The 23749-nt window shown below is 32.9% G+C and carries 41 protein-coding genes; all 41 read left to right on the forward strand.

The genetic code is table 11. The features are described from left to right. Positions 1-638: 638 nt before the first annotated feature. The 41 genes from rpsJ (at position 639) to BM384_RS00780 (ending at position 23748) form a co-directional block, all read left to right on the forward strand. On the forward strand, positions 639-947 hold the full coding sequence (gene rpsJ, locus BM384_RS00580) for a 30S ribosomal protein S10 (protein ID WP_021876938.1): 309 nt from the start codon (positions 639-641) through the stop codon (positions 945-947). An 80-nt stretch (positions 948-1027) separates the two neighbouring features. Continuing rightward, positions 1028-1657: a 50S ribosomal protein L3 gene (gene rplC, locus BM384_RS00585; protein WP_090009540.1), complete on the forward strand. Its 630-nt coding sequence runs from the start codon at positions 1028-1030 to the stop codon at positions 1655-1657. A gap of 25 nt (positions 1658-1682) precedes the next feature. Continuing rightward, positions 1683-2303 (forward strand): 50S ribosomal protein L4, encoded by a 621-nt coding sequence (gene rplD, locus BM384_RS00590; protein ID WP_090009543.1) that lies wholly within the window; start codon positions 1683-1685, stop codon positions 2301-2303. Next, positions 2303-2602, forward strand: a complete 300-nt coding sequence (gene rplW, locus BM384_RS00595) for a 50S ribosomal protein L23 (protein WP_090009546.1) — start codon at positions 2303-2305, stop codon at positions 2600-2602. Before rplD ends, rplW begins: the two co-directional genes overlap by 1 nt. A 57-nt stretch (positions 2603-2659) precedes the next feature. Beyond that, positions 2660-3493 (forward strand): 50S ribosomal protein L2, encoded by an 834-nt coding sequence (gene rplB, locus BM384_RS00600; protein ID WP_090009549.1) that lies wholly within the window; start codon positions 2660-2662, stop codon positions 3491-3493. A gap of 70 nt (positions 3494-3563) precedes the next feature. Then, positions 3564-3842, forward strand: a complete 279-nt coding sequence (gene rpsS / locus BM384_RS00605) for a 30S ribosomal protein S19 (RefSeq protein ID WP_090009552.1) — start codon at positions 3564-3566, stop codon at positions 3840-3842. A gap of 26 nt (positions 3843-3868) precedes the next feature. Then, positions 3869-4213 (forward strand): 50S ribosomal protein L22, encoded by a 345-nt coding sequence (gene rplV / locus BM384_RS00610; protein WP_090009556.1) that lies wholly within the window; start codon positions 3869-3871, stop codon positions 4211-4213. Between the two features lie 19 nt (positions 4214-4232). Then, positions 4233-4898, forward strand: coding sequence for a 30S ribosomal protein S3 (rpsC, locus tag BM384_RS00615; protein WP_090009560.1), 666 nt, complete (start codon positions 4233-4235; stop codon positions 4896-4898). 16 nt (positions 4899-4914) lie between these two features. After that, positions 4915-5349 (forward strand): 50S ribosomal protein L16, encoded by a 435-nt coding sequence (rplP, locus tag BM384_RS00620; RefSeq protein ID WP_090009562.1) that lies wholly within the window; start codon positions 4915-4917, stop codon positions 5347-5349. After that, the gene (rpmC, locus tag BM384_RS00625; protein WP_090009565.1) at positions 5349-5558 is read left to right on the forward strand and encodes a 50S ribosomal protein L29; all 210 of its coding nucleotides are present in this window, start codon (positions 5349-5351) and stop codon (positions 5556-5558) included. Before rplP ends, rpmC begins: the two co-directional genes overlap by 1 nt. Before the next feature lie 22 nt (positions 5559-5580). Further along, positions 5581-5835 (forward strand): 30S ribosomal protein S17, encoded by a 255-nt coding sequence (gene rpsQ, locus BM384_RS00630; RefSeq protein WP_090009568.1) that lies wholly within the window; start codon positions 5581-5583, stop codon positions 5833-5835. A 28-nt stretch (positions 5836-5863) separates the two neighbouring features. Further along, on the forward strand, positions 5864-6232 hold the full coding sequence (gene rplN / locus BM384_RS00635) for a 50S ribosomal protein L14 (RefSeq protein ID WP_090009571.1): 369 nt from the start codon (positions 5864-5866) through the stop codon (positions 6230-6232). Between the two features lie 18 nt (positions 6233-6250). Continuing rightward, positions 6251-6565 (forward strand): 50S ribosomal protein L24, encoded by a 315-nt coding sequence (gene rplX / locus BM384_RS00640; RefSeq protein WP_090009574.1) that lies wholly within the window; start codon positions 6251-6253, stop codon positions 6563-6565. 24 nt (positions 6566-6589) lie between these two features. Further along, positions 6590-7132, forward strand: a complete 543-nt coding sequence (gene rplE, locus BM384_RS00645; protein WP_090009577.1) for a 50S ribosomal protein L5 — start codon at positions 6590-6592, stop codon at positions 7130-7132. A 15-nt stretch (positions 7133-7147) separates the two neighbouring features. Next, on the forward strand, positions 7148-7333 hold the full coding sequence (locus BM384_RS00650; RefSeq protein ID WP_090009580.1) for a type Z 30S ribosomal protein S14: 186 nt from the start codon (positions 7148-7150) through the stop codon (positions 7331-7333). 30 nt (positions 7334-7363) lie between these two features. Continuing rightward, positions 7364-7762, forward strand: a complete 399-nt coding sequence (gene rpsH / locus BM384_RS00655; RefSeq protein WP_090009582.1) for a 30S ribosomal protein S8 — start codon at positions 7364-7366, stop codon at positions 7760-7762. Between the two features lie 66 nt (positions 7763-7828). After that, a complete protein-coding gene (rplF, locus tag BM384_RS00660; RefSeq protein ID WP_090009585.1) occupies positions 7829-8371 on the forward strand; it encodes a 50S ribosomal protein L6 in 543 nt (180 codons plus the stop codon). Positions 8372-8389: 18 nt separating this feature from the next. After that, positions 8390-8749, forward strand: a complete 360-nt coding sequence (gene rplR, locus BM384_RS00665; RefSeq protein WP_090009588.1) for a 50S ribosomal protein L18 — start codon at positions 8390-8392, stop codon at positions 8747-8749. A gap of 18 nt (positions 8750-8767) precedes the next feature. Then, positions 8768-9265, forward strand: a complete 498-nt coding sequence (rpsE, locus tag BM384_RS00670) for a 30S ribosomal protein S5 (RefSeq protein ID WP_090009590.1) — start codon at positions 8768-8770, stop codon at positions 9263-9265. Between the two features lie 13 nt (positions 9266-9278). Then, entirely contained in the window at positions 9279-9458 is a 180-nt protein-coding gene (rpmD, locus tag BM384_RS00675) for a 50S ribosomal protein L30 (protein ID WP_090009593.1), read from the forward strand. 22 nt (positions 9459-9480) lie between these two features. Further along, positions 9481-9921: a 50S ribosomal protein L15 gene (gene rplO, locus BM384_RS00680; RefSeq protein WP_090009596.1), complete on the forward strand. Its 441-nt coding sequence runs from the start codon at positions 9481-9483 to the stop codon at positions 9919-9921. A gap of 1 nt (position 9922) precedes the next feature. After that, positions 9923-11200, forward strand: a complete 1278-nt coding sequence (gene secY / locus BM384_RS00685) for a preprotein translocase subunit SecY (protein ID WP_090009598.1) — start codon at positions 9923-9925, stop codon at positions 11198-11200. A gap of 26 nt (positions 11201-11226) precedes the next feature. Further along, positions 11227-11874, forward strand: a complete 648-nt coding sequence (locus BM384_RS00690) for an adenylate kinase (RefSeq protein ID WP_090009601.1) — start codon at positions 11227-11229, stop codon at positions 11872-11874. After that, positions 11874-12623 carry a type I methionyl aminopeptidase gene (gene map / locus BM384_RS00695; RefSeq protein WP_090009603.1) on the forward strand — a complete coding sequence of 250 codons (750 nt, stop codon included), beginning with the start codon at positions 11874-11876 and terminating at the stop codon, positions 12621-12623. The genes BM384_RS00690 and map overlap by 1 nt, the downstream gene beginning before the upstream one ends. 76 nt (positions 12624-12699) lie before the next feature. After that, positions 12700-12981, forward strand: a complete 282-nt coding sequence (locus tag BM384_RS00700) for a KOW domain-containing RNA-binding protein (RefSeq protein WP_090009606.1) — start codon at positions 12700-12702, stop codon at positions 12979-12981. A 7-nt stretch (positions 12982-12988) separates the two neighbouring features. Continuing rightward, positions 12989-13207, forward strand: coding sequence for a translation initiation factor IF-1 (infA, locus tag BM384_RS00705; protein WP_055668511.1), 219 nt, complete (start codon positions 12989-12991; stop codon positions 13205-13207). A 42-nt stretch (positions 13208-13249) separates the two neighbouring features. After that, complete coding sequence (gene rpmJ / locus BM384_RS00710) at positions 13250-13363, forward strand: 50S ribosomal protein L36 (RefSeq protein WP_003448032.1); 114 nt, start codon at positions 13250-13252, stop codon at positions 13361-13363. Positions 13364-13576: 213 nt separating this feature from the next. After that, positions 13577-13945, forward strand: a complete 369-nt coding sequence (gene rpsM, locus BM384_RS00715; RefSeq protein ID WP_090009609.1) for a 30S ribosomal protein S13 — start codon at positions 13577-13579, stop codon at positions 13943-13945. A gap of 18 nt (positions 13946-13963) precedes the next feature. Then, positions 13964-14359: a 30S ribosomal protein S11 gene (gene rpsK, locus BM384_RS00720; RefSeq protein ID WP_090009612.1), complete on the forward strand. Its 396-nt coding sequence runs from the start codon at positions 13964-13966 to the stop codon at positions 14357-14359. A 25-nt stretch (positions 14360-14384) separates the two neighbouring features. Then, positions 14385-15005, forward strand: coding sequence for a 30S ribosomal protein S4 (gene rpsD, locus BM384_RS00725; RefSeq protein WP_090009616.1), 621 nt, complete (start codon positions 14385-14387; stop codon positions 15003-15005). A 99-nt stretch (positions 15006-15104) separates the two neighbouring features. Continuing rightward, on the forward strand, positions 15105-16052 hold the full coding sequence (locus tag BM384_RS00730) for a DNA-directed RNA polymerase subunit alpha (protein WP_090009619.1): 948 nt from the start codon (positions 15105-15107) through the stop codon (positions 16050-16052). Positions 16053-16066: 14 nt separating this feature from the next. Then, positions 16067-16408: a 50S ribosomal protein L17 gene (rplQ, locus tag BM384_RS00735; RefSeq protein ID WP_090009622.1), complete on the forward strand. Its 342-nt coding sequence runs from the start codon at positions 16067-16069 to the stop codon at positions 16406-16408. 147 nt (positions 16409-16555) lie between these two features. Beyond that, positions 16556-17407, forward strand: coding sequence for an energy-coupling factor transporter ATPase (locus BM384_RS00740; RefSeq protein ID WP_090009624.1), 852 nt, complete (start codon positions 16556-16558; stop codon positions 17405-17407). Then, positions 17392-18249, forward strand: coding sequence for an energy-coupling factor transporter ATPase (locus tag BM384_RS00745; protein WP_090009627.1), 858 nt, complete (start codon positions 17392-17394; stop codon positions 18247-18249). The genes BM384_RS00740 and BM384_RS00745 overlap by 16 nt, the downstream gene beginning before the upstream one ends. 12 nt (positions 18250-18261) lie before the next feature. Next, positions 18262-19065 (forward strand): energy-coupling factor transporter transmembrane component T family protein, encoded by an 804-nt coding sequence (locus BM384_RS00750; RefSeq protein ID WP_090009630.1) that lies wholly within the window; start codon positions 18262-18264, stop codon positions 19063-19065. A gap of 13 nt (positions 19066-19078) precedes the next feature. Next, on the forward strand, positions 19079-19813 hold the full coding sequence (truA, locus tag BM384_RS00755) for a tRNA pseudouridine(38-40) synthase TruA (RefSeq protein ID WP_090009633.1): 735 nt from the start codon (positions 19079-19081) through the stop codon (positions 19811-19813). A gap of 168 nt (positions 19814-19981) precedes the next feature. Then, positions 19982-20416: a 50S ribosomal protein L13 gene (rplM, locus tag BM384_RS00760; protein WP_090009636.1), complete on the forward strand. Its 435-nt coding sequence runs from the start codon at positions 19982-19984 to the stop codon at positions 20414-20416. A gap of 27 nt (positions 20417-20443) precedes the next feature. Continuing rightward, positions 20444-20836: a 30S ribosomal protein S9 gene (rpsI, locus tag BM384_RS00765; RefSeq protein ID WP_090009640.1), complete on the forward strand. Its 393-nt coding sequence runs from the start codon at positions 20444-20446 to the stop codon at positions 20834-20836. 482 nt (positions 20837-21318) lie between these two features. Next, positions 21319-21978: an N-acetylmuramoyl-L-alanine amidase CwlD gene (cwlD, locus tag BM384_RS00770; protein ID WP_090009642.1), complete on the forward strand. Its 660-nt coding sequence runs from the start codon at positions 21319-21321 to the stop codon at positions 21976-21978. Positions 21979-22324: 346 nt separating this feature from the next. Next, positions 22325-23167, forward strand: a complete 843-nt coding sequence (locus tag BM384_RS00775) for a fumarate hydratase (protein WP_090009645.1) — start codon at positions 22325-22327, stop codon at positions 23165-23167. A 17-nt stretch (positions 23168-23184) separates the two neighbouring features. After that, entirely contained in the window at positions 23185-23748 is a 564-nt protein-coding gene (locus BM384_RS00780) for a Fe-S-containing hydro-lyase (protein WP_090009648.1), read from the forward strand. The last annotated feature ends 1 nt before the right edge of the window (position 23749 follow it).

Genomic DNA, 23749 nt, shown 5'->3' on the forward strand with positions numbered 1-23749 from the left:
GCACTTCCGAACAAATGGTTTGATGAAATCAAACTATTTGACATGTCTAAGGTAGAAACAGCAGTTTTGCATTATTATAAAGAATAATGGAGACTTATCAAGAGCCGTGTGCGAGGCCCGCATGCACGGTTTTGTGAGAGGAAAGACCTCAGAAAAAATATTTCTGAGGTTCACCTACTCGATGTTTAGAAGAGCATGAAAATTTTTAAGTGATTGAAAACTCGATAAATAAAATTTATTTTGTGGAATACGAAGTGTAAGTAAAGGAAATAATAAAAAAATAGTGTAATAATTACTAAAAAAAAATAAAAAATTTTATTGAAATTTTGCTTATCAAGAATTAAAATAGAACAAGCGATAGTTAAAAAGAAAATGTAAAATAAAAATAAATATTGTAGTTAAAAAAACTTGAAAATATTATTTGAAAATAGTATAATAAAGAAGTTGCAGAGCAAACAGCGATGAGTCAAGAGGTTGCCGGACTTCCGGGTAATTCTTGATGAGTATGTCTGGATCTAGAATCCGACGACAGGGATCTATAGTTGTGTCTAAATGTTATGAAACACCAGGAACAGTTTATAGAATAACCGCTGTTGTGCGCTCGAAGTAAAGCGTACATGAAAAGGAGGGAAATAAAGATGTCAAAACAAAAAATAAGAATAAGATTAAAAGCTTTCGATCATACAATATTAGATCAATCAGCTGAAAAAATCGTTGAAACTGCAAAGTCAACAGGAGCTAAGGTGGCTGGTCCAGTACCATTACCAACTGAAAAAGACGTTGTAACAATATTAAGAGCAGTTCATAAGTATAAAGACTCTAGAGAACAATTCGAAATAAGAACTCACAAGAGACTTATCGATATCGTTAATCCATCACCAAAGACAGTTGATGCATTAATGAGATTAAATCTACCAGCTGGTGTAGATATCGAAATAAAGCTTTAGTAGCAAATAGTTTTAAATAGAAATATGAACTATTATGATTGCGTAAGCAATCCGCTAATTAGTTTTGGAGGTGCAAGTAAATGAAAAAAGCTATTATTGGTAAGAAAATAGGAATGACTCAAATTTTCGACGAAAATGGTAAAGTAGTTCCAGTAACAGTAGTAGAAGCTGGTCCATGTGTTGTTGTTCAAAAGAAAACAACTGAAAATGATGGATATGAAGCTATAAAAGTAGGTTTTGGTGATATAAGAGAAAAATTAGTTAACAAACCTGCTAAAGGAGAATTCGCTAAGGCAGGAGTTTCTGTTAAGAGAACTCTTAAGGAATTCAGAATGGAAGATGTAAGTGAATATGAAGTGGGTCAAGAAATTACTGCTGAAATATTTGCTGCAGGAGATAAAGTAGATGTATCAGGAGTTTCTAAAGGTAAGGGATTCCAAGGTGTAATTAAGAGATGGAACCAACAAAGAGGACCAATGTCTCACGGTTCTAAGTTTAAGAGAGCACCTGGATCAATGGGAGCTTCTTCAGATCCATCAAAGACATTCAAAAACAAACGTATGCCAGGACATATGGGTTCAGAAAATAAAACTGTTATGAATTTAGAAGTAGTTAAGGTTATAGCTGAGAAGAACTTAATACTAGTTAAGGGTGGTATCCCAGGACCTAACAAAGGTACAGTAGTAATAAGAAACGCAGTTAAAGCTTAATTTCTAGAAGAAAGGAGGAAGCAGGATGCCTACAGTAGGATTATTTAATAAAGAAGGAAAGCAAGTTGGTGATTTTACATTAAACGAAGGTGTATTCGGAGTTGAAGTAAATCAAGATGCTATGCATCAAGTAGTTGTTGCATTACTTGCAAATAAGAGACAAGGAACTCAATCAGCTAAGACTAGAGCTGAAGTTAGAGGAGGCGGAATCAAACCTTGGAGACAAAAAGGAACTGGTAGAGCTAGACAAGGTTCAATCAGAGCTCCACAATGGATCAAAGGTGGTATAGTATTCGCACCAAAGCCAAGAGATTACAGAATCTCAGTGCCAAAGAGCATGAGAAGAGTAGCTCTTAAATCTGCTTTAACTAGTAAAGTTGTAGCAGGAGAAATGATTGTTATGGAAGATTTAGCTTTCGAATCAATCAAAACTAAACAAGTTGCTGAAATGATTAAAACATTAGGTTTCAAGAAAACTTTAATAGTAACTGCTGAAGCTGATGAAGTAGCTTACAAATCAGCTAGAAACATAGAAGGTGTTAACATAATACCTGCAAACAACATCAATGTTTATGATTTATTAAAATATGAAAAAGTAATCATGACAAAAGATGCTGTATCAAAGATTGAGGAGGTGTACGCATAATGAAAATGGTAAGCCATGATATAATCAGAAGACCTGTTATAACTGAAAAGACTATGACAGCTATGGCAGAAAATAAGTACACTTTCATAGTTCATATCGATTCAAACAAATCTCAAATAAAGAGAGCTGTTGAAGAAGTATTTGGCGTTAAAGTTGCTAATGTTCAAACTATAAGAACTATGGGAAAAACTAAGAGAATGGGCGTACATGTAGGAAAGAGAGCTGACTACAAGAAAGCTATAATTACACTTGCTGAAGGAAGCAAGGGTATAGAATTCTTCGAAGGTTTACAACAATAGTAAAGTGAAGTATTGGTACAACGGTACCAGATAAGCTTAAAAAAGGAGGGAAAACCAATGGCAGTTAAAAAGTTTAGACCAACTACCCCTTCAAGAAGACAAATGACTATGCCAACATTTGAAGAAATAACTTCAAATTCACCTGAAAAGTCACTTCTTGTTTCATTAAAGAAAACAGGTGGTAGAAATGCACAAGGTAAAATAACTGTTAGACATCACGGTGGTGGTGCTAAAAGAAAATATAGAATTATAGATTTCAAGAGAAATAAAGATGGAATTCCAGCAAAGGTTGCAACTATAGAATACGATCCAAACAGATCAGCATATATCGCTTTAGTTGTATACGCAGATGGTGAAAAGAGATACATCATTGCTCCAGCAGGATTAAAAGTTGGAGATACAGTAGTATCTGGATCAGAAGCAGATATCAAACCAGGAAATGCTCTTCCATTAAAGAACATACCAGTAGGTACAATAGTTCATAACATTGAATTACAAGCTGGTAAAGGTGGCCAATTAGTTAGATCTGCTGGTAACTCAGCACAATTAATGGCTAAGGAAGGTAACTATGCTACATTAAGATTACCTTCAGGTGAAATGAGATATGTAAGAATAGAATGTAGAGCTACTGTCGGTACAATATCTAACTCAACTAATGATATAGTTAACTTAGGTAAGGCTGGTAGAAAGAGACATTTAGGATGGAGACCTACAGTAAGAGGTTCTGTAATGAACCCTAATGATCACCCTCATGGTGGTGGTGAAGGTAAGTCACCAGTTGGTAGACCAAGTCCAGTTACTCCTTGGGGTAAACCAGCACTTGGATACAAAACTAGAAAGAATAAGAAGTATTCAGATAGATTCATTATTAAGAATAGAAACGCCAAGTAGTAAGAAGAGAATAGAGAATTCTCTTCCTAACTTGTCGGCGGCCTGATGTTTGTGAAGGGAGGCAAATTTAGTGAGTAGATCAGTTAAGAAGGGACCTTTTATCCATGCAGGATTATTAAAAAAGGTTGAAGAAATGAATGCAAGTGGAGATAAGAAAGTTGTTAAGACTTGGTCAAGAAGTTCAACAATTTTCCCACAAATGATAGGACATACAATTGCTGTTCACGATGGAAGAAAGCATGTTCCTGTATATATATCAGAAGATATGGTTGGACATAAGCTTGGTGAGTTCGTATTAACAAGAACTTACAGAGGCCATGTTGACACAGATAAGAAATCTAAGAAATAATAGAAGCCTGGAAAGGAGGATTATAGATGGAAGCTAGAGAAGCTAAAGCCGTAGCTAAATACGTAAGAATGTCTCCAATTAAAGTAGGAGCTGTTACTGATTTAATAAGAGGAAAAGATGTTAAAGAAGCTTTTGCTATTTTACAATATACTCCAAGAGAAGCTGCAGTAGTAATTAATAAAGTATTAAAGTCTGCTGTTGCAAATGCAGAAAACAATTTTGCATTAGATACAGATAAGTTATATGTATCAGAAATATATGTTGGTCAAGGTCCAACACTTAAGAGATTCAGACCTATGGACCACGGTAAAGCATTTAAAATTCTTAAGAAAACAAGCAATATAACAGTAGTTGTTAAAGAAAGAGCTTAGAAGAAGGAGGGAAAGATAAGTGGGTCAAAAAGTAAATCCTCATGGACTTAGAGTCGGAGTAATTAAGGATTGGGACGCAAAGTGGTATGCTGATAAGAAGAACTTTGCAGACAACTTAATAGAAGATGATAAGATAAGAAAATTCGTTAAAAAAGAACTTTTCTCAGCTGGTATTTCTAAAGTTGAAATAGAAAGAACTACAAAAAGAGTTAAGTTAAATATACACACTGCTAAACCAGGTGTTGTTATAGGAAAAGGTGGAGCAGGTATTGAAGCTTTAAAAGCTAAATTAACTAAGATTATAGCTGGTAAGAACGTATTAATCAATATAGTTGAAGTTAAGAACGCTGAAGCAGATGCTCAATTAATGGCAGAAAACATTGCTGCTCAATTAGAAAAGAGAGTATCATTTAGAAGAGCTATGAAGCAAACAATCCAAAGAGCTATGAAACATGGAGTTAAAGGTGTTAAAACTGCTTGTTCTGGTAGACTTGGTGGAGCTGAAATGGCTAGAACTGAACAATATCATGAAGGAACAATTCCACTACAAACATTAAGAGCAGATATAGAGTATGGATTTGCTGAAGCAGATACAACATACGGAAAAATCGGAGTTAAGGTTTGGGTTTATAATGGAGAAGTGCTTCCAACTAAAAAGGTTGAGAAGGAAGAAGCTCAAGCATAGAAAGGAGGAATAGATCATGTTAATGCCTAAAAGAGTAAAGCATCGTAAGGTACAACGTGGTAGAATGAAAGGTAAAGCAACTAGAGGAAATTTCCTAGCTTACGGAGATTTCGGTATTCAAGCTACTACTTGTGGTTGGGTAAAGAGTAACCAAATAGAAGCTGCCAGAATTGCTATTAATAGATACATTAAAAGAGGAGGAAAACTTTGGATAAAGATTTTCCCAGATAAGCCAATAACTAGTAAACCAATCGGTACTAGAATGGGTAAAGGTAAAGGAGCACCTGAATATTGGGTAGCTGTTGTTAAACCTGGTAGAGTATTATTCGAATTATCAGGAGTTAATGAAGAAGTTGCAAGAGAAGCAATGAGACTTGCATCACACAAACTTCCTGTAAAAACTAAGTTTGTTACAAGAAGAGATTTTGAGGAAATGGGTGGTGAAGAATAATGAAGGCTAGAGAAGTTAAAGAATTAAGAGCAAGTAATCCTCAAGATTTAGTAGTAAAATTAGGAGACCTTAAAGCTGAATTATTCAACTTAAGATTCCAATTAGCTACAGGACAATTAGAAAATCCTATGAGAATAAGAGAAGTAAAGAAATCTATAGCCCAAATAAAAACCATCTTAAGAGAAGAAGAGTTAAGGGTTCAACAGTAATTCTGGAAGGAGGTATGCCCTAATGGAAAGAGGATTAAGAAAAAAAAGAATTGGTAGAGTTGTTTCAGATAAGATGGATAAGACTATCGTAGTTGCTGTTGAAACTAAGGTTAGACATCCACTATATGGAAAGACAGTTAATAGAACTACAAAGTTCAAAGCTCATGATGAAAATAATGAAGCAAAAGTTAATGATACTGTATTAATAATGGAAACTAGACCATTATCTAAAGATAAGAGATGGAGACTTGTTGAAATAGTTGAAAAAGCTAAATAGGCTTTAAGACTGAAAGGAGGGTAATTCAATGATACAACAACAAACCTTATTAAAGGTAGCAGACAACTCAGGCGCTAAGGAAATAATGTGTATCAGAGTTTTAGGCGGATCTAAAAGAAAGTTCGGTAACATTGGAGATGTAATAGTTGCTAGCGTTAAAAGTGCAACACCAGGCGGAGTTGTTAAAAAAGGTGAAGTAGTTAAAGCTGTAATAGTTAGATCTGTAAGAGGATTAAGAAGAGCAGATGGTTCATATATTAAATTTGATGAAAATGCTGCAGTTATAATAAAAGATGATAAGCAACCAAGAGGAACTCGTATCTTCGGACCAGTTGCTAGGGAGCTAAGAGATAAAGAATTTAATAAGATATTATCATTAGCACCAGAAGTTCTATAATAGAAGGAGGTGGCTTACTTGAAGATACATGTAAAAAAGAACGATACTGTAGTCGTAATTTCAGGTAAAGACAAAGGTAAGACTGGAGAAGTTTTAAAAGCATATCCTAAAACAGGAAAAGTCCTTGTTAAAGGAGTTAACATAGTTAAGAAGCACCAAAAAGCTACAAGAAACCAAGCTGAAAGTGCTATTATAGAAAGAGAAGCTGCTATAAACAGCTCAAAAGTAATGTTATATTGTACAAAATGCAAATCTGCTACAAGAATTAGCACTAAGTTATTAGAAGACGGAGCTAAAGTAAGAGTTTGCAAGAAGTGCGGCGAAACATTCTAAGATTCTGAAAGGAGGTAACTCAGCATGATGACAAGACTTCAAGAGAAGTATGAAAAAGAAATTATACCAGCAATGATCGAAAAGTTCGGATATAAAAATATAATGGAAGTTCCAAGACTTGAAAAAATAGTAATCAACATGGGTGTTGGTGAAGCTAAAGAAAACCAAAAAGTTTTAGAGTCTGCAGTTAATGATTTAACTATAATAGCTGGTCAAAAACCAATATTAACTAGAGCAAGAAAATCAGTTGCAAACTTTAAAATAAGAGAAAATATGCCAATAGGTTGTAAAGTTACATTAAGAAAGGCAAAGATGTATGAATTTGCTGACAAATTAATGACAATAGCTTTACCAAGAGTTAGAGATTTCAGAGGTGTTTCAAGTAAGGCTTTTGATGGTAGAGGTAATTATTCTCTAGGAATTAAGGAACAATTAATATTCCCAGAAATAGAATACGATAAGATCGATAAGGTAAGAGGAATGGATATCATCTTCGTTACAACTGCAAACACTGACGAAGAAGCAAGAGAATTATTAAGATTCCTTGGAATGCCATTCGCTCATTAATAAGGAGGGATAGTTGTGGCACGTAAAGCTATAATTGAAAAGTGGAGCAAAGAACCAAAGTATAAGACTAGAGCTTATACTAGATGTAGAATATGTGGTAGACCACATGCAGTACTTAAAAAATTCGGTATATGCCGTATTTGCTTTAGAGAACTTGCTTACAAGGGCCAAATCCCTGGTTGCAAGAAAGCAAGTTGGTAATATAAAGATAGTCGAAAGGAGGCACAATTAATGGTTATGACAGATCCTATAGCAGATTTGCTAACACGTATCAGAAACGCAAATGCTGTTAGACATGAAGTAGTAGAGGTACCTTCTTCAAATATAAAGAAGGCTCTTGCAAATATATTATTACAAGAAGGATATATTAAGGAAATTAACGAATATAACGATGGAGTAGTTCCAATGTTAAGAATTTCACTTAAATATGGTTCAAACAAAGAAAGAGTTATCACTGGTATAAAGAGAATATCTAAGCCAGGTTTAAGAGTTTACTGTAAGAAAGACGAAACTCCAAAGGTATTAAACGGACTAGGAATAGCTGTTATATCTACATCAAAAGGAATCATGGTAGATAGAGAAGCTAGAAAAATGGGACTAGGCGGAGAAGTAGTTTGCTACGTTTGGTAAAACATATATTATAGAAAATATAGTAACAAATTTAATTTGTTCAAAGAAACAACAGGAGGTGCAATTATGTCTAGAGTAGGTAGATTACCAATAACTATACCTGCTGGCGTAACTGTTACTGTAACACCAGACAATGTTGTTACAGTAAAAGGGCCAAAAGGTGAGTTAGTAAAAGCTATGCACAAAGACATGAATATAGTGGTTGAAAACAACGAAGTTGTTGTTACAAGACCAAGTGATCAAAAAGATCATAGAGCTCTTCACGGATTAACAAGAGCACTTATAAATAACATGGTAATTGGAACTAATGAAGGTTATCAAAAGACTTTAGAATTAGTTGGTGTAGGTTATAGAGCTCAATTACAAGGTAAGAAGCTTGTAATGAATCTTGGATTCTCACACCCAGTTGAAGTTGAGCCAATGGATGGAATTACTTTCGAAACTCCAGCTCCAACAAAAGTTGTGATCAAGGGTATCGATAAGGAAAGAGTAGGAGCTCAAGCTGCTGATATAAGACGTTGGAGAAGACCAGAACCATACAAAGGTAAGGGTATTAAGTTTGAAGGCGAATATATCAGACGTAAAGAAGGTAAAACTGGTAAGAAATAATAGGAAGGAGTGAGCTTTATGTTCAAGAAGGCTGATAAGAAGGCAAAGAGAGCAAGACGTCACCTTAGAGTACGTAAGAAAGTTTTCGGTACTCCTGAAAGACCAAGACTTTCAGTATATAGAAGTTCAAAAAATATATACGCACAAATTATTGATGATGTAAATGCTGTAACTTTAGTTGCTGCTTCAAGTGTTGAAAAAGATTTTTCAGCTAAAGGTGGTAACAAAGAAGGAGCTAAAGTTGTTGGTGAATTAGTAGCTAAGAAAGCTTTAGATAAAGGAATTACAGAAGTTGTATTTGATAGAGGTGGATACATCTATCACGGAAGAGTACAACAATTAGCAGAATCTGCTAGAGAAGCAGGATTAAAGTTCTAATAATAAGGAGGGAAATAAATGAGAATCGATCCTAGTACACTAGACCTTAAGGAAAAGGTTGTTTTCATAAACAGAGTTACTAAGGTTGTTAAGGGTGGTAGAAACTTCAGATTCAGCGCACTTGTAGTTGTCGGAGACGAAAACGGTCATGTTGGTGTTGGTATGGGTAAATCTATTGAAATCCCTGTAGCAATTAGAAAAGGAATAGAAGATGCTAAGAAGAACCTAGTAGAAGTTTCTATGGTTGGAACTACAGTTCCTCACGAAATCTACGGAACTTTCGGAACTGGTAAGGTTCTTATAATGCCAGCTAAAGAAGGTACAGGAGTTATCGCTGGTGGACCAGCAAGAGCTGTACTTGAATTAGCAGGATTAAAGGACGTTAGAGCTAAGTCTCTAGGTTCAAATAATCCAAGAAACATGGTAAATGCAACAATTAACGGATTAGCAAACTTAAGAACAGCTGAAGATATAGCTAGATTAAGAGGAAAATCTGTTGAAGAGATATTAGGTTAGGAGGTATCTTGCGATGGCAAAGTTAAGAGTTACATTAGTAAAGAGCTTAATAGGTAGAAAGAAAGACCATATCGCTACTGCAAATGCCCTTGGACTTAAAAAAATCGGTAAGACAGTAGAACATGAGGGAACTCCTCAAATACAAGGTATGATTAACAAGATAGATTACTTATTAAAAGTAGAAGAAATATAAATAAAGAGGAGGTGCACTGAATATGAAACTTCATGAATTAAAACCAGCAGCTGGTAGCAGAAAAGCTCCTAAAAGAGTAGGTAGAGGTACTGGTTCTGGATTAGGAAGAAACACTGGTAAAGGTGAAAAAGGTCAAAAAGCTAGATCAGGCGGTGGAGTTAGACCTGGTTTTGAAGGGGGTCAAATGCCTCTTTACAGAAGACTTCCAAAGAGAGGATTCACAAATATATTTGCTAAGAAAATCGTTAGCATAAATGTTGACAGATTAAATATATTTGAAAATGGAACAGAAGTTACTCCAGAAGTTTTACTTGAAAACAGAGTAATAAGTAAAGTAATGGATGGAGTTAAGATATTAGGAAACGGAAACTTGGAAAAAAGCTTAACTATAAAAGGATGTAAGCTATCAAAGGCTGCTGTTGAAAAAATAGAAGCAGCTGGAGGAAAAGTTGAGGTGATTTAATATGCTATCAACCCTACGTAATGCCTGGAAGGTCCCAGATTTGAGAAAAAAGTTTTTTTGGACAATTGCTTTAATAGCAATATTCAGAATGGGAACTCATATCCCTGTTGCAGGAATTGATTCTACTTTCTTGCAACAACAAGTTTCTCAAAGTGGATTACTTGGTTTCTATGATTTAATATCTGGAGGAGCATTCAGTAACTTCAGTATTTTAGCACTTGGTGTAATGCCATATATTAATGCTTCAATAATCATGCAATTATTAACAATTGGTATACCTTCTTTAGAACAAATTCAAAAAGAAGGTGAAGAAGGAAGAAAGAAAATACAACAATGGACACGTTATTTAGCTATTGTTATTGCAATTACTCTTTCTTATGGAGTAGTTGCTTCCTTATCTCAAAAAGGTGGAACAATGGGAATGACAACTCCAGAGTATTTAATAGTACTTCTTTCTTTAGTTGTTGGATCTACATTTTGTATATGGCTTGGAGACCAAATTACAGTAAAAGGTTTTGGAAACGGAACATCTATCTTAATTTTTGTAAATATTATTTCGAGACTACCACTTACAGCAGCTAGAATATTCCAATTAGAGGAAGCTGGTACTGTAACAATAGTAGAATTAGCATTATTTTTTGTAGGAGTTTTTGTACTTCTAATTTCAGCAGTTTATTTCAGCTTAGCTGAAAGAAGAGTACCTGTACAATATGCAGGTAAAGCTGTAGGAAACAAAGTGATGAAGGGACAATCGACTCATATTCCATTTAGTATAATTGGAGCAGCTGTTATTGCAATAATATTTGCAATGTCAGTGATGGGATTCCCAGAAGCAATTGCTAATTTCTTCCCAAGCAAGGATTGGGCTCAATGGATTCTTACAAGTAAGTATAGTATTTTTAATAAAAGTACATGGATGTATCCAGTAGTATATGCAATATTAACAATATTCTTTACTTGGTTCTATAATGAAGTAACATTAAAACCTGATGAACTTGCAGAAAACTTAAATAAGTCTGCTGGTTTTGTACCAGGAATAAGACCAGGTGAACAAACAACAAAATTCTTTGAACGTATCGTTGCAAGAATCTCTGTTGTAGGAGGAATTTACGCAGCAATTTTAGCTGTAATTCCAGTACTTGTTGATTCATATACAGATTTTAAAAACATTTCATTTGGCGCAACAGCTATACTAATAATAATTGGTGTGGCATTAGATTTCTCAAAGAGATTAGAATCTCAAATGATCATGCGTCATTATGAAGGATTTCTTAAATAGATAATTAAAATATGGAGATGACGCCAGTGAAGATAGTATTATTAGGTCCTCCAGGAGCTGGAAAAGGAACACAGGCAAAGTCAATTAGTAATAGATATTCAATTCCACATATTTCAACAGGGGATATTTTCAGAAAGAACATTTCAGAAAATACTCCTCTAGGAATTGAAGCAAAAAGCTATATGGATAACGGTCAGTTAGTACCAGATGAAGTGACTATAAACATGGTTAAGGAAAGACTTAAAGAAGATGATTGTAAATCAGGATATCTTTTAGATGGATTCCCAAGAACAGTTAGTCAAGCAGAAGCTCTTGAAGCATTTTTAAATGAAAGAAACGAATCATTAAATACAGCTTTATTAATAGATGTACCAAGTGATTTTATTCTTGAAAGAATGACAGGAAGAAGAGTTTGTCCTTCATGCGGAGCAAGTTATCATATTAAGTTTAACCCTGCTATTGATGGAAAGTGTCAGCTTTGTGGAACAGAAGTTATTCAAAGAAAAGATGATACAGAAGAGACAGTTAAGGAAAGACTTGATGTATATGAAAAACAAACTCAGCCACTAATTGATTTTTATAAAAAGAAAAATTTACTTTCAGTAGTAGATGGAACAAAAGCTATTAATGAAGTATTCGAAAGCATTTGCGATACATTAGGAAGCTCTAAATAATGATTAAATACAAAAAACATCATGAAATAGATCTTATGCGTAAGGCTGGAAGAATAGTAGCTGAAACTTTACTGCTTGTAGAGGAAAATATAAGACCTGGTATAACTACTGCAGAATTAGACAGAATTGCAGAAGAATTTATAATTAAGTGTGGAGCAAAGCCATCCTTTAAAGGATTATATGGTTTTCCAGCAGCTTTATGTATATCTGTTAATGAGGAAGTAGTACATGGGATACCAGGAGAATATATCTTGAAAGATGGAGATATTGTAAGTGTTGATTGTGGTGCATGCTTTAATGGCTTTCATGGAGATGCAGCCAGAACGTTTCCTGTAGGAAATGTTTCAATTGATGCTGAAAAATTAATTGAAGTTACTAAAGAAAGCTTTTTTGAGGGAATTAAATTTGCTCAGATAGGCAATAGGTTAACAGATATTTCACATGAAATACAAAGATATGTTGAAGCTTCAGGTTTCTCTATAGTAAGAGATTATGTTGGACATGGAATTGGAAGAAGTGTTCACGAAGATCCTGAAGTACCTAATTTCGGGAGATCCGGTAAAGGTCCTAAACTTACAGAAGGAATGGTTCTTGCAATTGAACCAATGGTTAATGTAGGAGATTTTAAAGTGAAAACTTTAAGAAATAATTGGACTGTTGTAACAAGAGACGGAAAATTATCAGCACATTATGAGAATACTGTTGCAATTTTACCAGATGGACCGGAAATATTAACACTGATTAAATAAAGTGTTGCTTAGTTATAAATTTACATTACTTAGTTATGTTAATTTATACTAAGGTAATCATCGAGGTGAATAAAATTTGCAAAACAATGACTTGATTGGAAGAGTAGTACGTTCTAAGGCTGGTAGAGATGTTAATCATTTATATGTGATTACTGGGATAATAGATAATGAATATGTATTACTAACAAATGGTGGTACAAAAACATTAGAAAACCCAAAGAAGAAAAAAATCAAGCATTTAGATTTTTTAAAAACAATTGATGATGAATTAAAGGCAGCTATATATATAAAAGAAGAAAGTACAAACTTAGAAATTAAGAGATTTTTAAAATTTGAAGGCATTGTTAAGGAGGGTTGATTACCTTATGTCAAAAGATGATGTAATAGAAATGCAAGGTACAGTCTTAGAGGCTCTACCAAATGCTATGTTTCAAGTTGAACTTGAAAGTGGGCATAAGATTTTAGCACATATATCAGGAAAATTAAGAATGAACTTCATAAGAATTTTACCAGGTGATAAAGTTACAGTTGAGCTTTCACCTTATGATCTAACAAGAGGTAGAATTACTTGGAGAGCTAAATAAGATAGAAATATTCTATCATGACAAATACAAGGAGGGTTAGCTATGAAAGTAAGACCATCAGTTAAGCCTATTTGCGAAAAGTGCAAGATTATAAGAAGAAAAGGAAGAGTAATGGTAATCTGTGAAAATCCAAAGCACAAGCAAAAACAAGGCTAATAGATAAATATATTAGACAAAAAATACAGTTAAGGCATTTAAAATTTATTGACTTTTATAGTAAAGTCAAATATGATTATATAGGCATTAATTTAATAATTAGGTTTTAGGAGCGGCTGACATAGAGAGTTATCTCTCTTATGCCTAAAATTTTATTATATACTATAAATCAACTTTTTAAGGCATTTTAATTACCAGGAGGTGTAAATTTCAATGGCAAGAATTGCAGGTATCGATTTACCAAGAGAAAAAAGAGTTGAGATTGGTTTAACTTATATATTTGGTATAGGATTATCAACTTCTCAAAAGATATTAGCTGTTACAGGAATCAATCCTGATACAAGAATTAAAGATCTTTCAGAAGACGAAGTTAACGAAATCAGAACTTACATTAATAAGAACTTAAATGTTGAAGGTGACTTAAGAAGAGACGTTGCTTTAAACATTAAGAGATTACAAGAAATAGGATGCTATAGAGGAATTAGACATAGAAAAGGTCTTCCAGTTAGAGGACAAAAAACTAAGACTAATGCGAGAACTAGAAAAGGTCCTAAGAAGACTATCGCAAATAAGAAGAAGTAATAATAAGGAGGTAAGATAATGGCAGCTCAAAAAGTTAAAAAGACTAGAAGAAGAAAAGAAAGAAAAAACGTTGAGCATGGTGCAGCACACATCAAGTCAACTTTCAATAACTCAATTGTTACTTTAACAGATGCAGCAGGAAATGCTTTATCTTGGTCAAGTGCAGGAGCTCTTGGTTTCAGAGGATCAAAGAAGAGCACTCCTTTCGCAGCACAAATGGCAGCAGAAACTGCAGCTAAAGCAGCAATGGAACATGGATTAAAGAGCATAGAAGTATATGTAAAGGGACCAGGTGCTGGTAGAGAAGCAGCTATCAGATCTTTACAAGCAGCAGGATTAGAAGTGACTTTAATTAAAGATGTTACTCCAATTCCACACAACGGATGTAGACCACCAAAAAGAAGAAGAGTCTAGTACGACCATACAGGAGGTGTAATTTATGGCAAGATATACTGGAGCTACATGTAGATTATGTAGAAGAGAAGGTATGAAATTATTCCTTAAAGGGGATAGATGTTATACAGATAAATGTGCTTTTGCTAGAAGAAGTTATGCACCAGGACAACATGGAGCAGACAAGAAGAAGATATCTGGATACGGTGTTCAATTAAGAGAAAAGCAAAAAGCAAAAAGAATATATGGCGTTTTAGAAAGCCAATTCAGAAGTTATTATGAAAAGGCTGAACGTCTAAGAGGAATTACAGGTGAAAACCTATTAAAATTATTAGAATTAAGACTTGATAACGTAGTTTATAGATTAGGTTACGGTGCATCAAGAAATGAAGCTAGACAATTAGTAACTCATGGACATTTCTTAGTAAATGGTAAGAAAGTTGATATTGCTTCATACAAAGTATCAGTTAACGATGTAATAACTGTTGCTGAAAAGAGCAGAGGAAGCGAAAAATTCAAGACTTTTGCTGAAAATCCAAAGACATTACCAAAATGGTTAGAAGCAAATGTTGAAAACTACGAAGGCAAAGTAGTTGCTGAACCAACAAGAGAAGATATTGACGTTCCAGTTAATGAAACTCTTATCGTTGAGTTATACAGCAAGTAATATATATAAATATTTGCTGTATAAATTTATTTATTACAGCAAATATAGAATCAGTTGCCCTCAGAAGGTTGCCATTTTAATATTAAGGAGGGTTTGTGTATGTTAGAAATAGAAAAGCCAATAATCGAATGTGTAGAAGCGAATGAAGATGGTACTTATGGAAAATATGTAGTTGAACCTTTAGAAAGAGGATATGGAATTACTTTAGGTAATGCACTTAGAAGAATTTTATTATCATCTTTACCAGGTGCAGCAACAACATCTGTTAAGATAGATGGAGTACTTCATGAATTCTCTACTGTGCAAGGAGTTAAAGAAGATGTTACAGAATTAATTCTTAACATAAAAGCTTTAGCTTTAAGAATGAATGGTGAAGGTCCTAAGACTATATATATAGATGCAAAAGGACCAGGCGTTGTAACAGGCGCAGATATAAAGACTGATGGAGATGTTGAGGTTGTTAATAAAGATTTACATATTGCAACTCTTGATGATGACGGAAGACTTTATATGGAATTAACAGTTAATAAGGGAAGAGGATATGTAACTCAAAATAAGAATAAGAGTGAAGATTTACCTATTTCTGCAATTGCTGTAGATTCAATATACACACCAGTAAAAAGAGTTAACTTTACTGTAGAGAATACAAGAGTTGGTCAGATTACTGATTATGATAAGTTAACATTAGAAATATGGACTAATGGTACTATAAAAATTGATGAAGCGATAAGTTTATCGGCTAAGATTCTTATAGAACATTTCAAATTATTCATGTCATTAACAAATAATACTAATGATGTTGAAATAATGATTGAAAAAGAAGAAGATAAAAAGGAAAAAGTACTAGAAATGACAGTTGAAGAACTTGACTTATCAGTTAGATCTTATAACTGTTTAAAGAGAGCTGGAATCAATACTGTTCAAGAACTTGCTACAAGATCTATGGATGATATGATGAAGGTTAGAAATCTAGGAAAGAAATCCTTAGAAGAAGTTGAACATAAACTAAAAGAGTTAGGTTTATCTTTAAAACTAAACGACGAGTAAGGAGGTAAAAATCCATGGCAGGTTATCGTAAGTTAGGTCTTTCTACAGACCAAAGAAAAGCTATGCTTAGAAGTCTTGTTACAAGCTTTTTAAAGCATGGTAAAATTGAAACAACTGTAACAAGAGCTAAGGAAACTAGAAGTATTGCAGAAAAAATGATCACTCTTGCTAAAAGAGGAGATCTTCACGCAAGAAGACAAGTTTTATCTTATGTTCAAGAAGAAGCAGTAGTAAAAAATCTTTTTGATAATATAGCTCCACAATACGCTGAAAGAAACGGTGGATATACAAGAATGTATAAAAAAGGTCCTAGAAGAGGGGACGGAGCTGAAGTTGTTATACTTGAATTAGTATAATTACAGTAAGGGGATTAAGTTAAACTTAATCCCCATTTTGTGATATTAGGGTTTATACATTATAGAGAAGATATGTGCTGATTATTTACGTAAATAAATATCTTTTGTATAATATATAAAAGTTAGTAAATTATTTGGAGGAATTATATGAGTGAAGATATGATAAAGTTCCAAGATGTAACATATAAGTACACTTCAATTGAAGATGAAAAAGAAGTTGAAAGATATGCAATTAAAGGAATAGATTTAGATGTTAAAAAAGGAGAATTTCTTGTTGTATTAGGGCATAATGGTTCAGGAAAATCAACTATTGCTAAACATATTAATGCTTTGTTGCAGCCTAGTTCAGGAACAGTAATGGTTAATGAATTAGATACTTCTAATCCAGAGAGTGTATGGGATATAAGAAGTAAGGCGGGAATGGTATTTCAAAATCCAGATAATCAATTAGTTGCTACAATTGTTGAAGAAGATGTTGCTTTTGGACCAGAAAACTTAGGAGTAGAACCAATAGAAATAAGAAGAAGAGTGGATGAAAGTTTAGAAAGAGTTGGTATGAGCGAGTATAAGAGGCATGCACCTCATCTATTATCTGGAGGACAAAAGCAGAGAGTTGCTATTGCTGGTGTATTAGCAATGCAGCCAGATTGTATAGTCTTTGATGAACCTACAGCTATGTTAGATCCAAGTGGAAGACGAGATGTTATGGATAGTATACTTGATTTAAATAAGAATCATGGAATAACAATAGTTTTAATAACTCATTATATGGATGAAGCAGCACTAGGAGATAGAATAGTTGTTGTTGATGATGGAAAGATTATTATGCAAGGGACTCCTAAAAGGGTATTTTCTAAGGTGGAAACAATGAAAAAAATAGGATTAGATGTTCCACAAGTTACTGAATTAGCATATGAATTGCAAAAGGAAGGAATTGAAGTTAGTTCAGAAATATTAAACATAGATGAGATGGTGGATGCGTTATGTCAATTAAAATAGAAAATTTAACACACATATATATGCCTGATGGACCATTTGAAAAAAAAGCATTAAACGATGTTAATATTGAGATAGAAGACGGAGATTTTGTTGCTTTAATAGGTCATACAGGTTCGGGAAAATCAACACTTATTCAGCATATGAATGGATTATTAAAGCCATCAAGTGGAAAAATATTTGTTGATGATATAGATATTACATCTAAAAATATTAAACTTACTGACGTTAGAAAAAAGGTTGGATTAGTATTTCAATATTCAGAATATCAATTATTTGAAGAAACTATTGCTAAAGATATAGCTTATGGACCTAAGAACTTAGGATTAAGTGATGAAGAAATAAATGAAAGAGTTAAAGACTCAATGCAAATGGTTGGATTAAATTATGACTATTTTAAAGATAAGTCTCCTTTTGATTTAAGTGGAGGACAAAAAAGAAGAGTTGCAATTGCAGGAGTAATTGCTATGAAACCTTCTGTATTAATATTAGATGAGCCTACAGCTGGTTTAGATCCTAAAGGAAGAGATGATATTTTAGGTCAGATTAAGAAACTTCATGATGAATATGGTATGACTATAGTATTAGTTAGTCATAGCATGGAGGATGTAGCTAAAATAGCAAAAAAGGTTATCGTTATGGATAATGGCTCTGTTGTACTTCAAGGAAAGCCTGAAGAGGTCTTTAAAGAAGTAGAAAAACTTGAGAAAATTGGTCTTGCAGTACCTCAGGTTACATATTTAATGAGAGCTTTAAGAGAAAAAGGTTTTGATGTGTTAGAAAATGCTTATACTATAGAGCAAGCTAAGGCAGAAATATTGAAATTTATAAAAAACAATAAGTAAGGAGGAGAATATATGTTGCAAGATATAACTATAGGTCAATATATACCTGGAGAATCTTTTACGCATAAGCTTGATCCAAGAACCAAGATTATTATATCAATCTTATTTATTGTTTCATTATTTGTTATGAATAAGTTCCCAGGATATATTTTAATTGTTGCTTTTTTAGGAGCAGTAATTATTAATTCTAAAGTTCCTTTAAAGTTTATCTTAAAAGGATTAAAACCTATTCTAGTTTTAGTATTAATTACAGGAATTTTAAATATTTTTATGATAAAAGGTACAGAAGATACTCTTATTTTTCAATTAGGGTTTCTGAAAATATATAAAGAAGGGTTAAGTACTGCTGCATTTATGGCATTAAGATTAGTATTCTTAATAATTGGTACTTCATTACTTACTTTAACAACATCACCTATTGAATTAACAGATGGTATAGAAAGACTTCTTAGACCAATAGGTAAAACTTTAGCACATGAATTAGCTATGATGATGACAATTGCATTAAGATTTATTCCTACTCTTATGGAGGAAACTGATAAAATTATGAAAGCACAAAAGGCAAGAGGTGCAGATTTTGACAGTGGAAATATAATTGAAAAAGCAAAGAATTTAATTCCTATTTTAGTACCACTATTCATAAGTTCTTTTAGAAGAGCAGATGAATTAGCTATGGCAATGGAATCAAGATGCTATAGAGGTGGAGCTGGAAGGACAAGAATGAAAGAACTTAAATATTCTTATAGAGATGCTATTGCTTATGGGATATTTATGATATTATTTATTTCAAGTTTTGTAGTAAGATTTGCATTATAATGAGGTTTGGTTGATGAAAAATATAAAACTAATACTCGAGTTCGATGGAACAAATTATGGAGGATGGCAAAAGCAGAATAATAATAAGACTATTCAAGAGGAACTTGAAAAAGCTATTAGAAAAGCTACTGGAGAGGATATAGAAGTAATAGGTAGTTCTAGAACAGATGCTGGAGTTCATTCAAGAGGAATGACAGCAAATTTCAAGACAAATAGTTCTATACCACCAGAACGTTTTAGAGAAGCTGTAAATAGACATTTACCAGATGATATTGCAATTTTAAAATCTGAAGAGGTTAATGATAGTTTTCATGCTAGATATGATAGTAAGGGAAAAACTTATAGTTATACAATAGTGAATAGATATGAAAAAGTGTCTATTGGAAGAAACTATGTTTATCATGTAAAAGATGAATTAGATCTATTAAAAATGCAAGAAGCGTGTAAATATTTTATTGGAAAGCATGATTTTACTGCGTTTAAGACCAATGGTAGTTCTGTAAAAACTTCCGTAAGAACAATTAAGGAATTATACATGGAGAAAGATGGGGATTCTATTAGAATTTTTGTTACTGCAGATGGCTTTTTATATAATATGGTCAGGATTATAGTGGGCACATTGTTAGAAGTTGGAAAAGGCAAAATTGATCCAAAATCTATTGAAAATATTATAGAATCAAAGGACAGAAACCAGTCAGGACCATGTGTTCAGCCTAATGGATTAGTGCTAGAAAAAGTTTATTATTAATTGCAAAAAAAGTAGAAAATATGTTGACACGCCCGTAAGCGTGTATTATAATAAGTTTGTTTGTTAGAAATATTTATGTGTAAAAGATCCACTAGCCCCGGGTCTTGACATATAAGCGATACTTTTAAATTAAAGTAGAGCAAGATGTAAGTTCAGGGAGGGAAATAGATGAAATCATACATTGCGAAAGCACAAGACGTTGAAAGAAAATGGTATGTTGTAGATGCTGCTGGTAAGCCACTAGGAAGAGTTGCAAGCCAAGTTGCTACAATATTAAGAGGAAAGAATAAACCAACATTTACACCAAATGTTGACTGTGGAGATTATGTTATAGTAATCAATGCAGAAAAAGTTGTTTTAACTGGTAAGAAGTTAGATCAAAAATTATTCAGAAAGTACAGTGGTTATATTGGTGGATTAAAAGAAACTCCATACAGAGAAGTTTTAGCTAAGAAACCAGAATTAGCTTTTGAAGAAGCAGTAAGAAGAATGCTTCCAACAGGTGTTTTAGGAAGACAAATGCTTAAGAAATTAAAAGTATATAGAGGCGAAGATCACAATCACGACGCTCAAAAACCAGAAGTACTTGAATTAAGATACTAATACACAGCTCGGGAGGAGGAGTATAAAATGGCAAAAGTTCAATATATGGGAACTGGAAGAAGAAAGAAATCAGTTGCAAGAGTAAGACTAGTACCAGGTAACGGTAACGTAGTTATAAATAAGAGAGAAATCGAAAACTTTTTTGGTTTAGAAACATTAAGAATGATCGTAAACCAACCATTAGTTTTAACTGGAACTAAGGATAAGTTTGACGTTTTAGTAAATGTTCACGGTGGTGGATTTACAGGTCAAGCTGGAGCAATCAGACACGGTATTGCTAGAGCATTAGTTAAAGCTGACGAAGCTTTAAAGCCAGAATTAAAGAAAGCTGGATTCTTAACAAGAGATCCAAGAATGAAGGAAAGAAAGAAATACGGTCTTAAGAAAGCAAGAAGAGCTCCACAATTCTCAAAGAGATAGTTTTTATTTCCAGAGATATTCAAAGAGTACCTGTTTTTCAAGAGGTACAGTTTTTGTGGAATATGCAAAGACGTATTGGATTTCATTCGATATGTATGGGACATTTTTTAGTGAGAAATCACTGGAAAGTGTCCTTTTTTAATGCATAGAGAAGTATAAAATTTTTCTGATGTTAAACACTAATTTTGACTGGCTTTCTCATATAGAAGTTGTCAAATGCATTAAAAAATAATTGTAGGCCGCAAAAGAACCTAAAAGCAAAATAATTAAATTGTATTTTAAGATGAATTTATTTTGATTTTAGAACCTTTTGATAGGCTTTACAAAGTTGCTTCCTGCGCTGAAAAGCGTGGCGTCAGCCACTTTGTTTTTTCTAGAAAAGTGTAAAATTTTTAACTGTATTTATAAATTAAAAAAAGAATAAATGTAAAAAAACCTTCACATAATAAGTATAAATTGATTATTAGGTGGAGGATTTTTTAATGAGAAAATATAAGTTATTTCTATTATTGATCATAGCCATTTTTATAATTGCAACTCCAGTTTTAAGAGTTAATGCTGATGAAGAATGTAAGGGAATTATATTAATAGATCCAGGTCATGGTGGCGCTGATGGGGGAGCTAAAAGTAAGAATGGTACTATAGAAAAAGATATAAACTTAGAAATTTCAAAAAGGCTTAAAGAAAGACTTGAAAAAGATGGATATAAAGTACATATGACTAGAGAAGATGATACTGCTTTAGATTCAAAGAAAGTAGCAGACCTTACTAAAAGATGTGAGATGAAAAAAGAGACTAATTGTGATGTATTTATATCTATTCATCAAAATAAATTTAATTCGGAAAAATGTTTTGGAGCTCAAGTATGGTATGCAGATAATGAGAAGAGTAATATTGTTGCTGATTTTTTGCAGGATTCTCTTAAGGAAAAGACAGAAGACAATAATAAAAGAGTTGCCAAGGCTGCAAAAAAACAGTACAAAATTTTGAGAGATGGATATGATGGAGCATGTGTAATAGTTGAGTGTGGATTTTTATCTAATTCATCTGAAGAGCAGAGATTAAAAACTGAAGAACATCAATTAAAAATTGTTGAAGGCATAACTTGTGGAGTAAATAAATACTTTGAAGAAAAAAGATAATTCCCATGGAAATATAGAAAAATAGCTGTTTTTATTTGATACAGCTATTTTTTTAATATTTAATACTCAGGAAATACATCTACACTATTTGGTGGAATATATACATTATTCTTACGTATTTTATAGATAGAATATATATTATAAATTATTAGTGAAGATAGAAGTACAATAAGAAGTATTGTAAATACAGATATTATTTTTGAAGTATTTTTCATCTTAATCCCTTAATATAAGTATTTATTTTATATATAAGATTAAATAAGTAAAATTATACCTAATATATCCTTGTAAAAAGAAGGGAAAAACAATAAAATTATATAGTACTAAATATTAAGGAGGCAATTGTATGCGAGAAATACATATTAGTGAAGTTATAGACATAGTGAAAAAGTTATGTATTGAAGCTAATTATTTCATTGGGGAAGATATTAAAAATGCTTTGCAAAAGTCAAAGGAGGAAGAACCTTATTTAATAGCAGAAGATGTTTTAGATAAGATTTTATTAAATGATAAGATTGCTGCTGAAAATAATATGCCAATGTGTCAAGATACAGGAATGGCATGTGTATTTTTAGAAATTGGACAAGAAGTTCATTTTACTGGAGGACTTTTAGAAGATGCCATTAATGAAGGTGTTAGACAGGGATATAAAGAAGGATATTTAAGAAAATCTGTTGTTGGTGACCCTATTGAAAGAATTAATACTAAAGATAATACACCTGCACTTATTTATTATGATATTGTAAAGGGAGATAAGGTTAAGATAACAGTTGCTCCTAAAGGTTTTGGCTCAGAAAACATGAGTAGAATAGGAATGTTAAAACCAGCAGATGGACTTCAAGGGGTAAAGGACTTTATTATAGAAACTGTAAAGAAGGCTGGTCCTAATCCATGTCCACCTATGGTTGTAGGAGTGGGAATTGGTGGAAGTTTTGATAAAGCAGCGTATCTTGCTAAAAAAGCTTTAATAAGACCTATTAATATAAGAAATAAAAATGAATTTTACAAAAATCTTGAAGAGGAATTACTTCAAAAGATTAATGATTTAGGAATTGGACCACAAGGTTTTGGAGGAAAAACTACTGCTTTAGGTTTAAATATTGAAACTTATCCAACTCATATTGCAGGATTACCTGTGGCAGTTAATATTAATTGTCATGCAACAAGACATAAGGAATATGTTTTATAGGAAAGGATGATAGTAATATGGAGATTAAGATAAATACACCACTTACTAAAGAGAAGACTACTAAGTTAAAGGTTGGAGATACTGTACTTTTATCTGGAGTTATTTATACAGGAAGAGATGCAGCTCATAAAAGGCTTATAGAATTATTAGATAAAAATGAAAAGTTACCTATAAATGTTGAAGATGAAATTATATATTATGTAGGACCAAGTCCAGCAAAACCTGGACATGTTATTGGATCTGCAGGTCCAACAACAAGTTATAGAATGGACCCATATGCTCCAAGATTATTAGACCTTGGATTAACAGGAATGATAGGAAAGGGAGCAAGAAGTAAGGAAGTTATCGATGCAATGAAGAGAAATAAGGGAGTATACTTCGGTGCTATTGGAGGAGCTGCTGCACTTATTGGAAAGAGTATAGTAAAGTCAGAAATTATTGCTTATGAAGATTTAGGGTCTGAAGCAATAAGAAGGCTTGAAGTTAAGGATATGCCTCTTGTTGTTGTAATAGATAGTGAAGGTAATAATCTTTATGAATTAGGGCCTAAAAATTATTTTAAGCAGATATCAGAAAAGTAAT

The organism is Clostridium sp. DSM 8431 (assembly GCF_900116755.1).
GTDB lineage: Bacteria > Bacillota > Clostridia > Clostridiales > Clostridiaceae > Clostridium.

What these genes read in the sequence shown, in the direction of transcription:
- BM384_RS00750 (WP_090009630.1), top strand. Translation starts at nt 18,262, where the DNA reads ATGTTGCAAGATATAACTATAGGTCAATATATACCTGGAGAATCTTTT.
- rpsH (WP_090009582.1), top strand. Translation starts at nt 7,364, where the DNA reads ATGGTTATGACAGATCCTATAGCAGATTTGCTAACACGTATCAGAAAC.
- rpmJ (WP_003448032.1), top strand. Translation starts at nt 13,250, where the DNA reads ATGAAAGTAAGACCATCAGTTAAGCCTATTTGCGAAAAGTGCAAGATT.
- rplD (WP_090009543.1), top strand. Translation starts at nt 1,683, where the DNA reads ATGCCTACAGTAGGATTATTTAATAAAGAAGGAAAGCAAGTTGGTGAT.
- rpsJ (WP_021876938.1), top strand. Translation starts at nt 639, where the DNA reads ATGTCAAAACAAAAAATAAGAATAAGATTAAAAGCTTTCGATCATACA.
- rpsK (WP_090009612.1), top strand. Translation starts at nt 13,964, where the DNA reads ATGGCAGCTCAAAAAGTTAAAAAGACTAGAAGAAGAAAAGAAAGAAAA.
- rplP (WP_090009562.1), top strand. Translation starts at nt 4,915, where the DNA reads ATGTTAATGCCTAAAAGAGTAAAGCATCGTAAGGTACAACGTGGTAGA.
- map (WP_090009603.1), top strand. Translation starts at nt 11,874, where the DNA reads ATGATTAAATACAAAAAACATCATGAAATAGATCTTATGCGTAAGGCT.
- rplR (WP_090009588.1), top strand. Translation starts at nt 8,390, where the DNA reads ATGTTCAAGAAGGCTGATAAGAAGGCAAAGAGAGCAAGACGTCACCTT.
- rpsD (WP_090009616.1), top strand. Translation starts at nt 14,385, where the DNA reads ATGGCAAGATATACTGGAGCTACATGTAGATTATGTAGAAGAGAAGGT.
- rplW (WP_090009546.1), top strand. Translation starts at nt 2,303, where the DNA reads ATGAAAATGGTAAGCCATGATATAATCAGAAGACCTGTTATAACTGAA.
- BM384_RS00730 (WP_090009619.1), top strand. Translation starts at nt 15,105, where the DNA reads ATGTTAGAAATAGAAAAGCCAATAATCGAATGTGTAGAAGCGAATGAA.
- rpmC (WP_090009565.1), top strand. Translation starts at nt 5,349, where the DNA reads ATGAAGGCTAGAGAAGTTAAAGAATTAAGAGCAAGTAATCCTCAAGAT.
- rpsM (WP_090009609.1), top strand. Translation starts at nt 13,577, where the DNA reads ATGGCAAGAATTGCAGGTATCGATTTACCAAGAGAAAAAAGAGTTGAG.
- rplE (WP_090009577.1), top strand. Translation starts at nt 6,590, where the DNA reads ATGATGACAAGACTTCAAGAGAAGTATGAAAAAGAAATTATACCAGCA.
- BM384_RS00745 (WP_090009627.1), top strand. Translation starts at nt 17,392, where the DNA reads ATGTCAATTAAAATAGAAAATTTAACACACATATATATGCCTGATGGA.
- cwlD (WP_090009642.1), top strand. Translation starts at nt 21,319, where the DNA reads ATGAGAAAATATAAGTTATTTCTATTATTGATCATAGCCATTTTTATA.
- rpsQ (WP_090009568.1), top strand. Translation starts at nt 5,581, where the DNA reads ATGGAAAGAGGATTAAGAAAAAAAAGAATTGGTAGAGTTGTTTCAGAT.
- infA (WP_055668511.1), top strand. Translation starts at nt 12,989, where the DNA reads ATGTCAAAAGATGATGTAATAGAAATGCAAGGTACAGTCTTAGAGGCT.
- rplO (WP_090009596.1), top strand. Translation starts at nt 9,481, where the DNA reads ATGAAACTTCATGAATTAAAACCAGCAGCTGGTAGCAGAAAAGCTCCT.
- rplM (WP_090009636.1), top strand. Translation starts at nt 19,982, where the DNA reads ATGAAATCATACATTGCGAAAGCACAAGACGTTGAAAGAAAATGGTAT.
- rplQ (WP_090009622.1), top strand. Translation starts at nt 16,067, where the DNA reads ATGGCAGGTTATCGTAAGTTAGGTCTTTCTACAGACCAAAGAAAAGCT.
- BM384_RS00740 (WP_090009624.1), top strand. Translation starts at nt 16,556, where the DNA reads ATGAGTGAAGATATGATAAAGTTCCAAGATGTAACATATAAGTACACT.
- BM384_RS00775 (WP_090009645.1), top strand. Translation starts at nt 22,325, where the DNA reads ATGCGAGAAATACATATTAGTGAAGTTATAGACATAGTGAAAAAGTTA.
- rplV (WP_090009556.1), top strand. Translation starts at nt 3,869, where the DNA reads ATGGAAGCTAGAGAAGCTAAAGCCGTAGCTAAATACGTAAGAATGTCT.
- truA (WP_090009633.1), top strand. Translation starts at nt 19,079, where the DNA reads ATGAAAAATATAAAACTAATACTCGAGTTCGATGGAACAAATTATGGA.
- rplF (WP_090009585.1), top strand. Translation starts at nt 7,829, where the DNA reads ATGTCTAGAGTAGGTAGATTACCAATAACTATACCTGCTGGCGTAACT.
- secY (WP_090009598.1), top strand. Translation starts at nt 9,923, where the DNA reads ATGCTATCAACCCTACGTAATGCCTGGAAGGTCCCAGATTTGAGAAAA.
- rpmD (WP_090009593.1), top strand. Translation starts at nt 9,279, where the DNA reads ATGGCAAAGTTAAGAGTTACATTAGTAAAGAGCTTAATAGGTAGAAAG.
- rpsE (WP_090009590.1), top strand. Translation starts at nt 8,768, where the DNA reads ATGAGAATCGATCCTAGTACACTAGACCTTAAGGAAAAGGTTGTTTTC.
- rplC (WP_090009540.1), top strand. Translation starts at nt 1,028, where the DNA reads ATGAAAAAAGCTATTATTGGTAAGAAAATAGGAATGACTCAAATTTTC.
- rpsI (WP_090009640.1), top strand. Translation starts at nt 20,444, where the DNA reads ATGGCAAAAGTTCAATATATGGGAACTGGAAGAAGAAAGAAATCAGTT.
- BM384_RS00780 (WP_090009648.1), top strand. Translation starts at nt 23,185, where the DNA reads ATGGAGATTAAGATAAATACACCACTTACTAAAGAGAAGACTACTAAG.
- rplB (WP_090009549.1), top strand. Translation starts at nt 2,660, where the DNA reads ATGGCAGTTAAAAAGTTTAGACCAACTACCCCTTCAAGAAGACAAATG.
- rplN (WP_090009571.1), top strand. Translation starts at nt 5,864, where the DNA reads ATGATACAACAACAAACCTTATTAAAGGTAGCAGACAACTCAGGCGCT.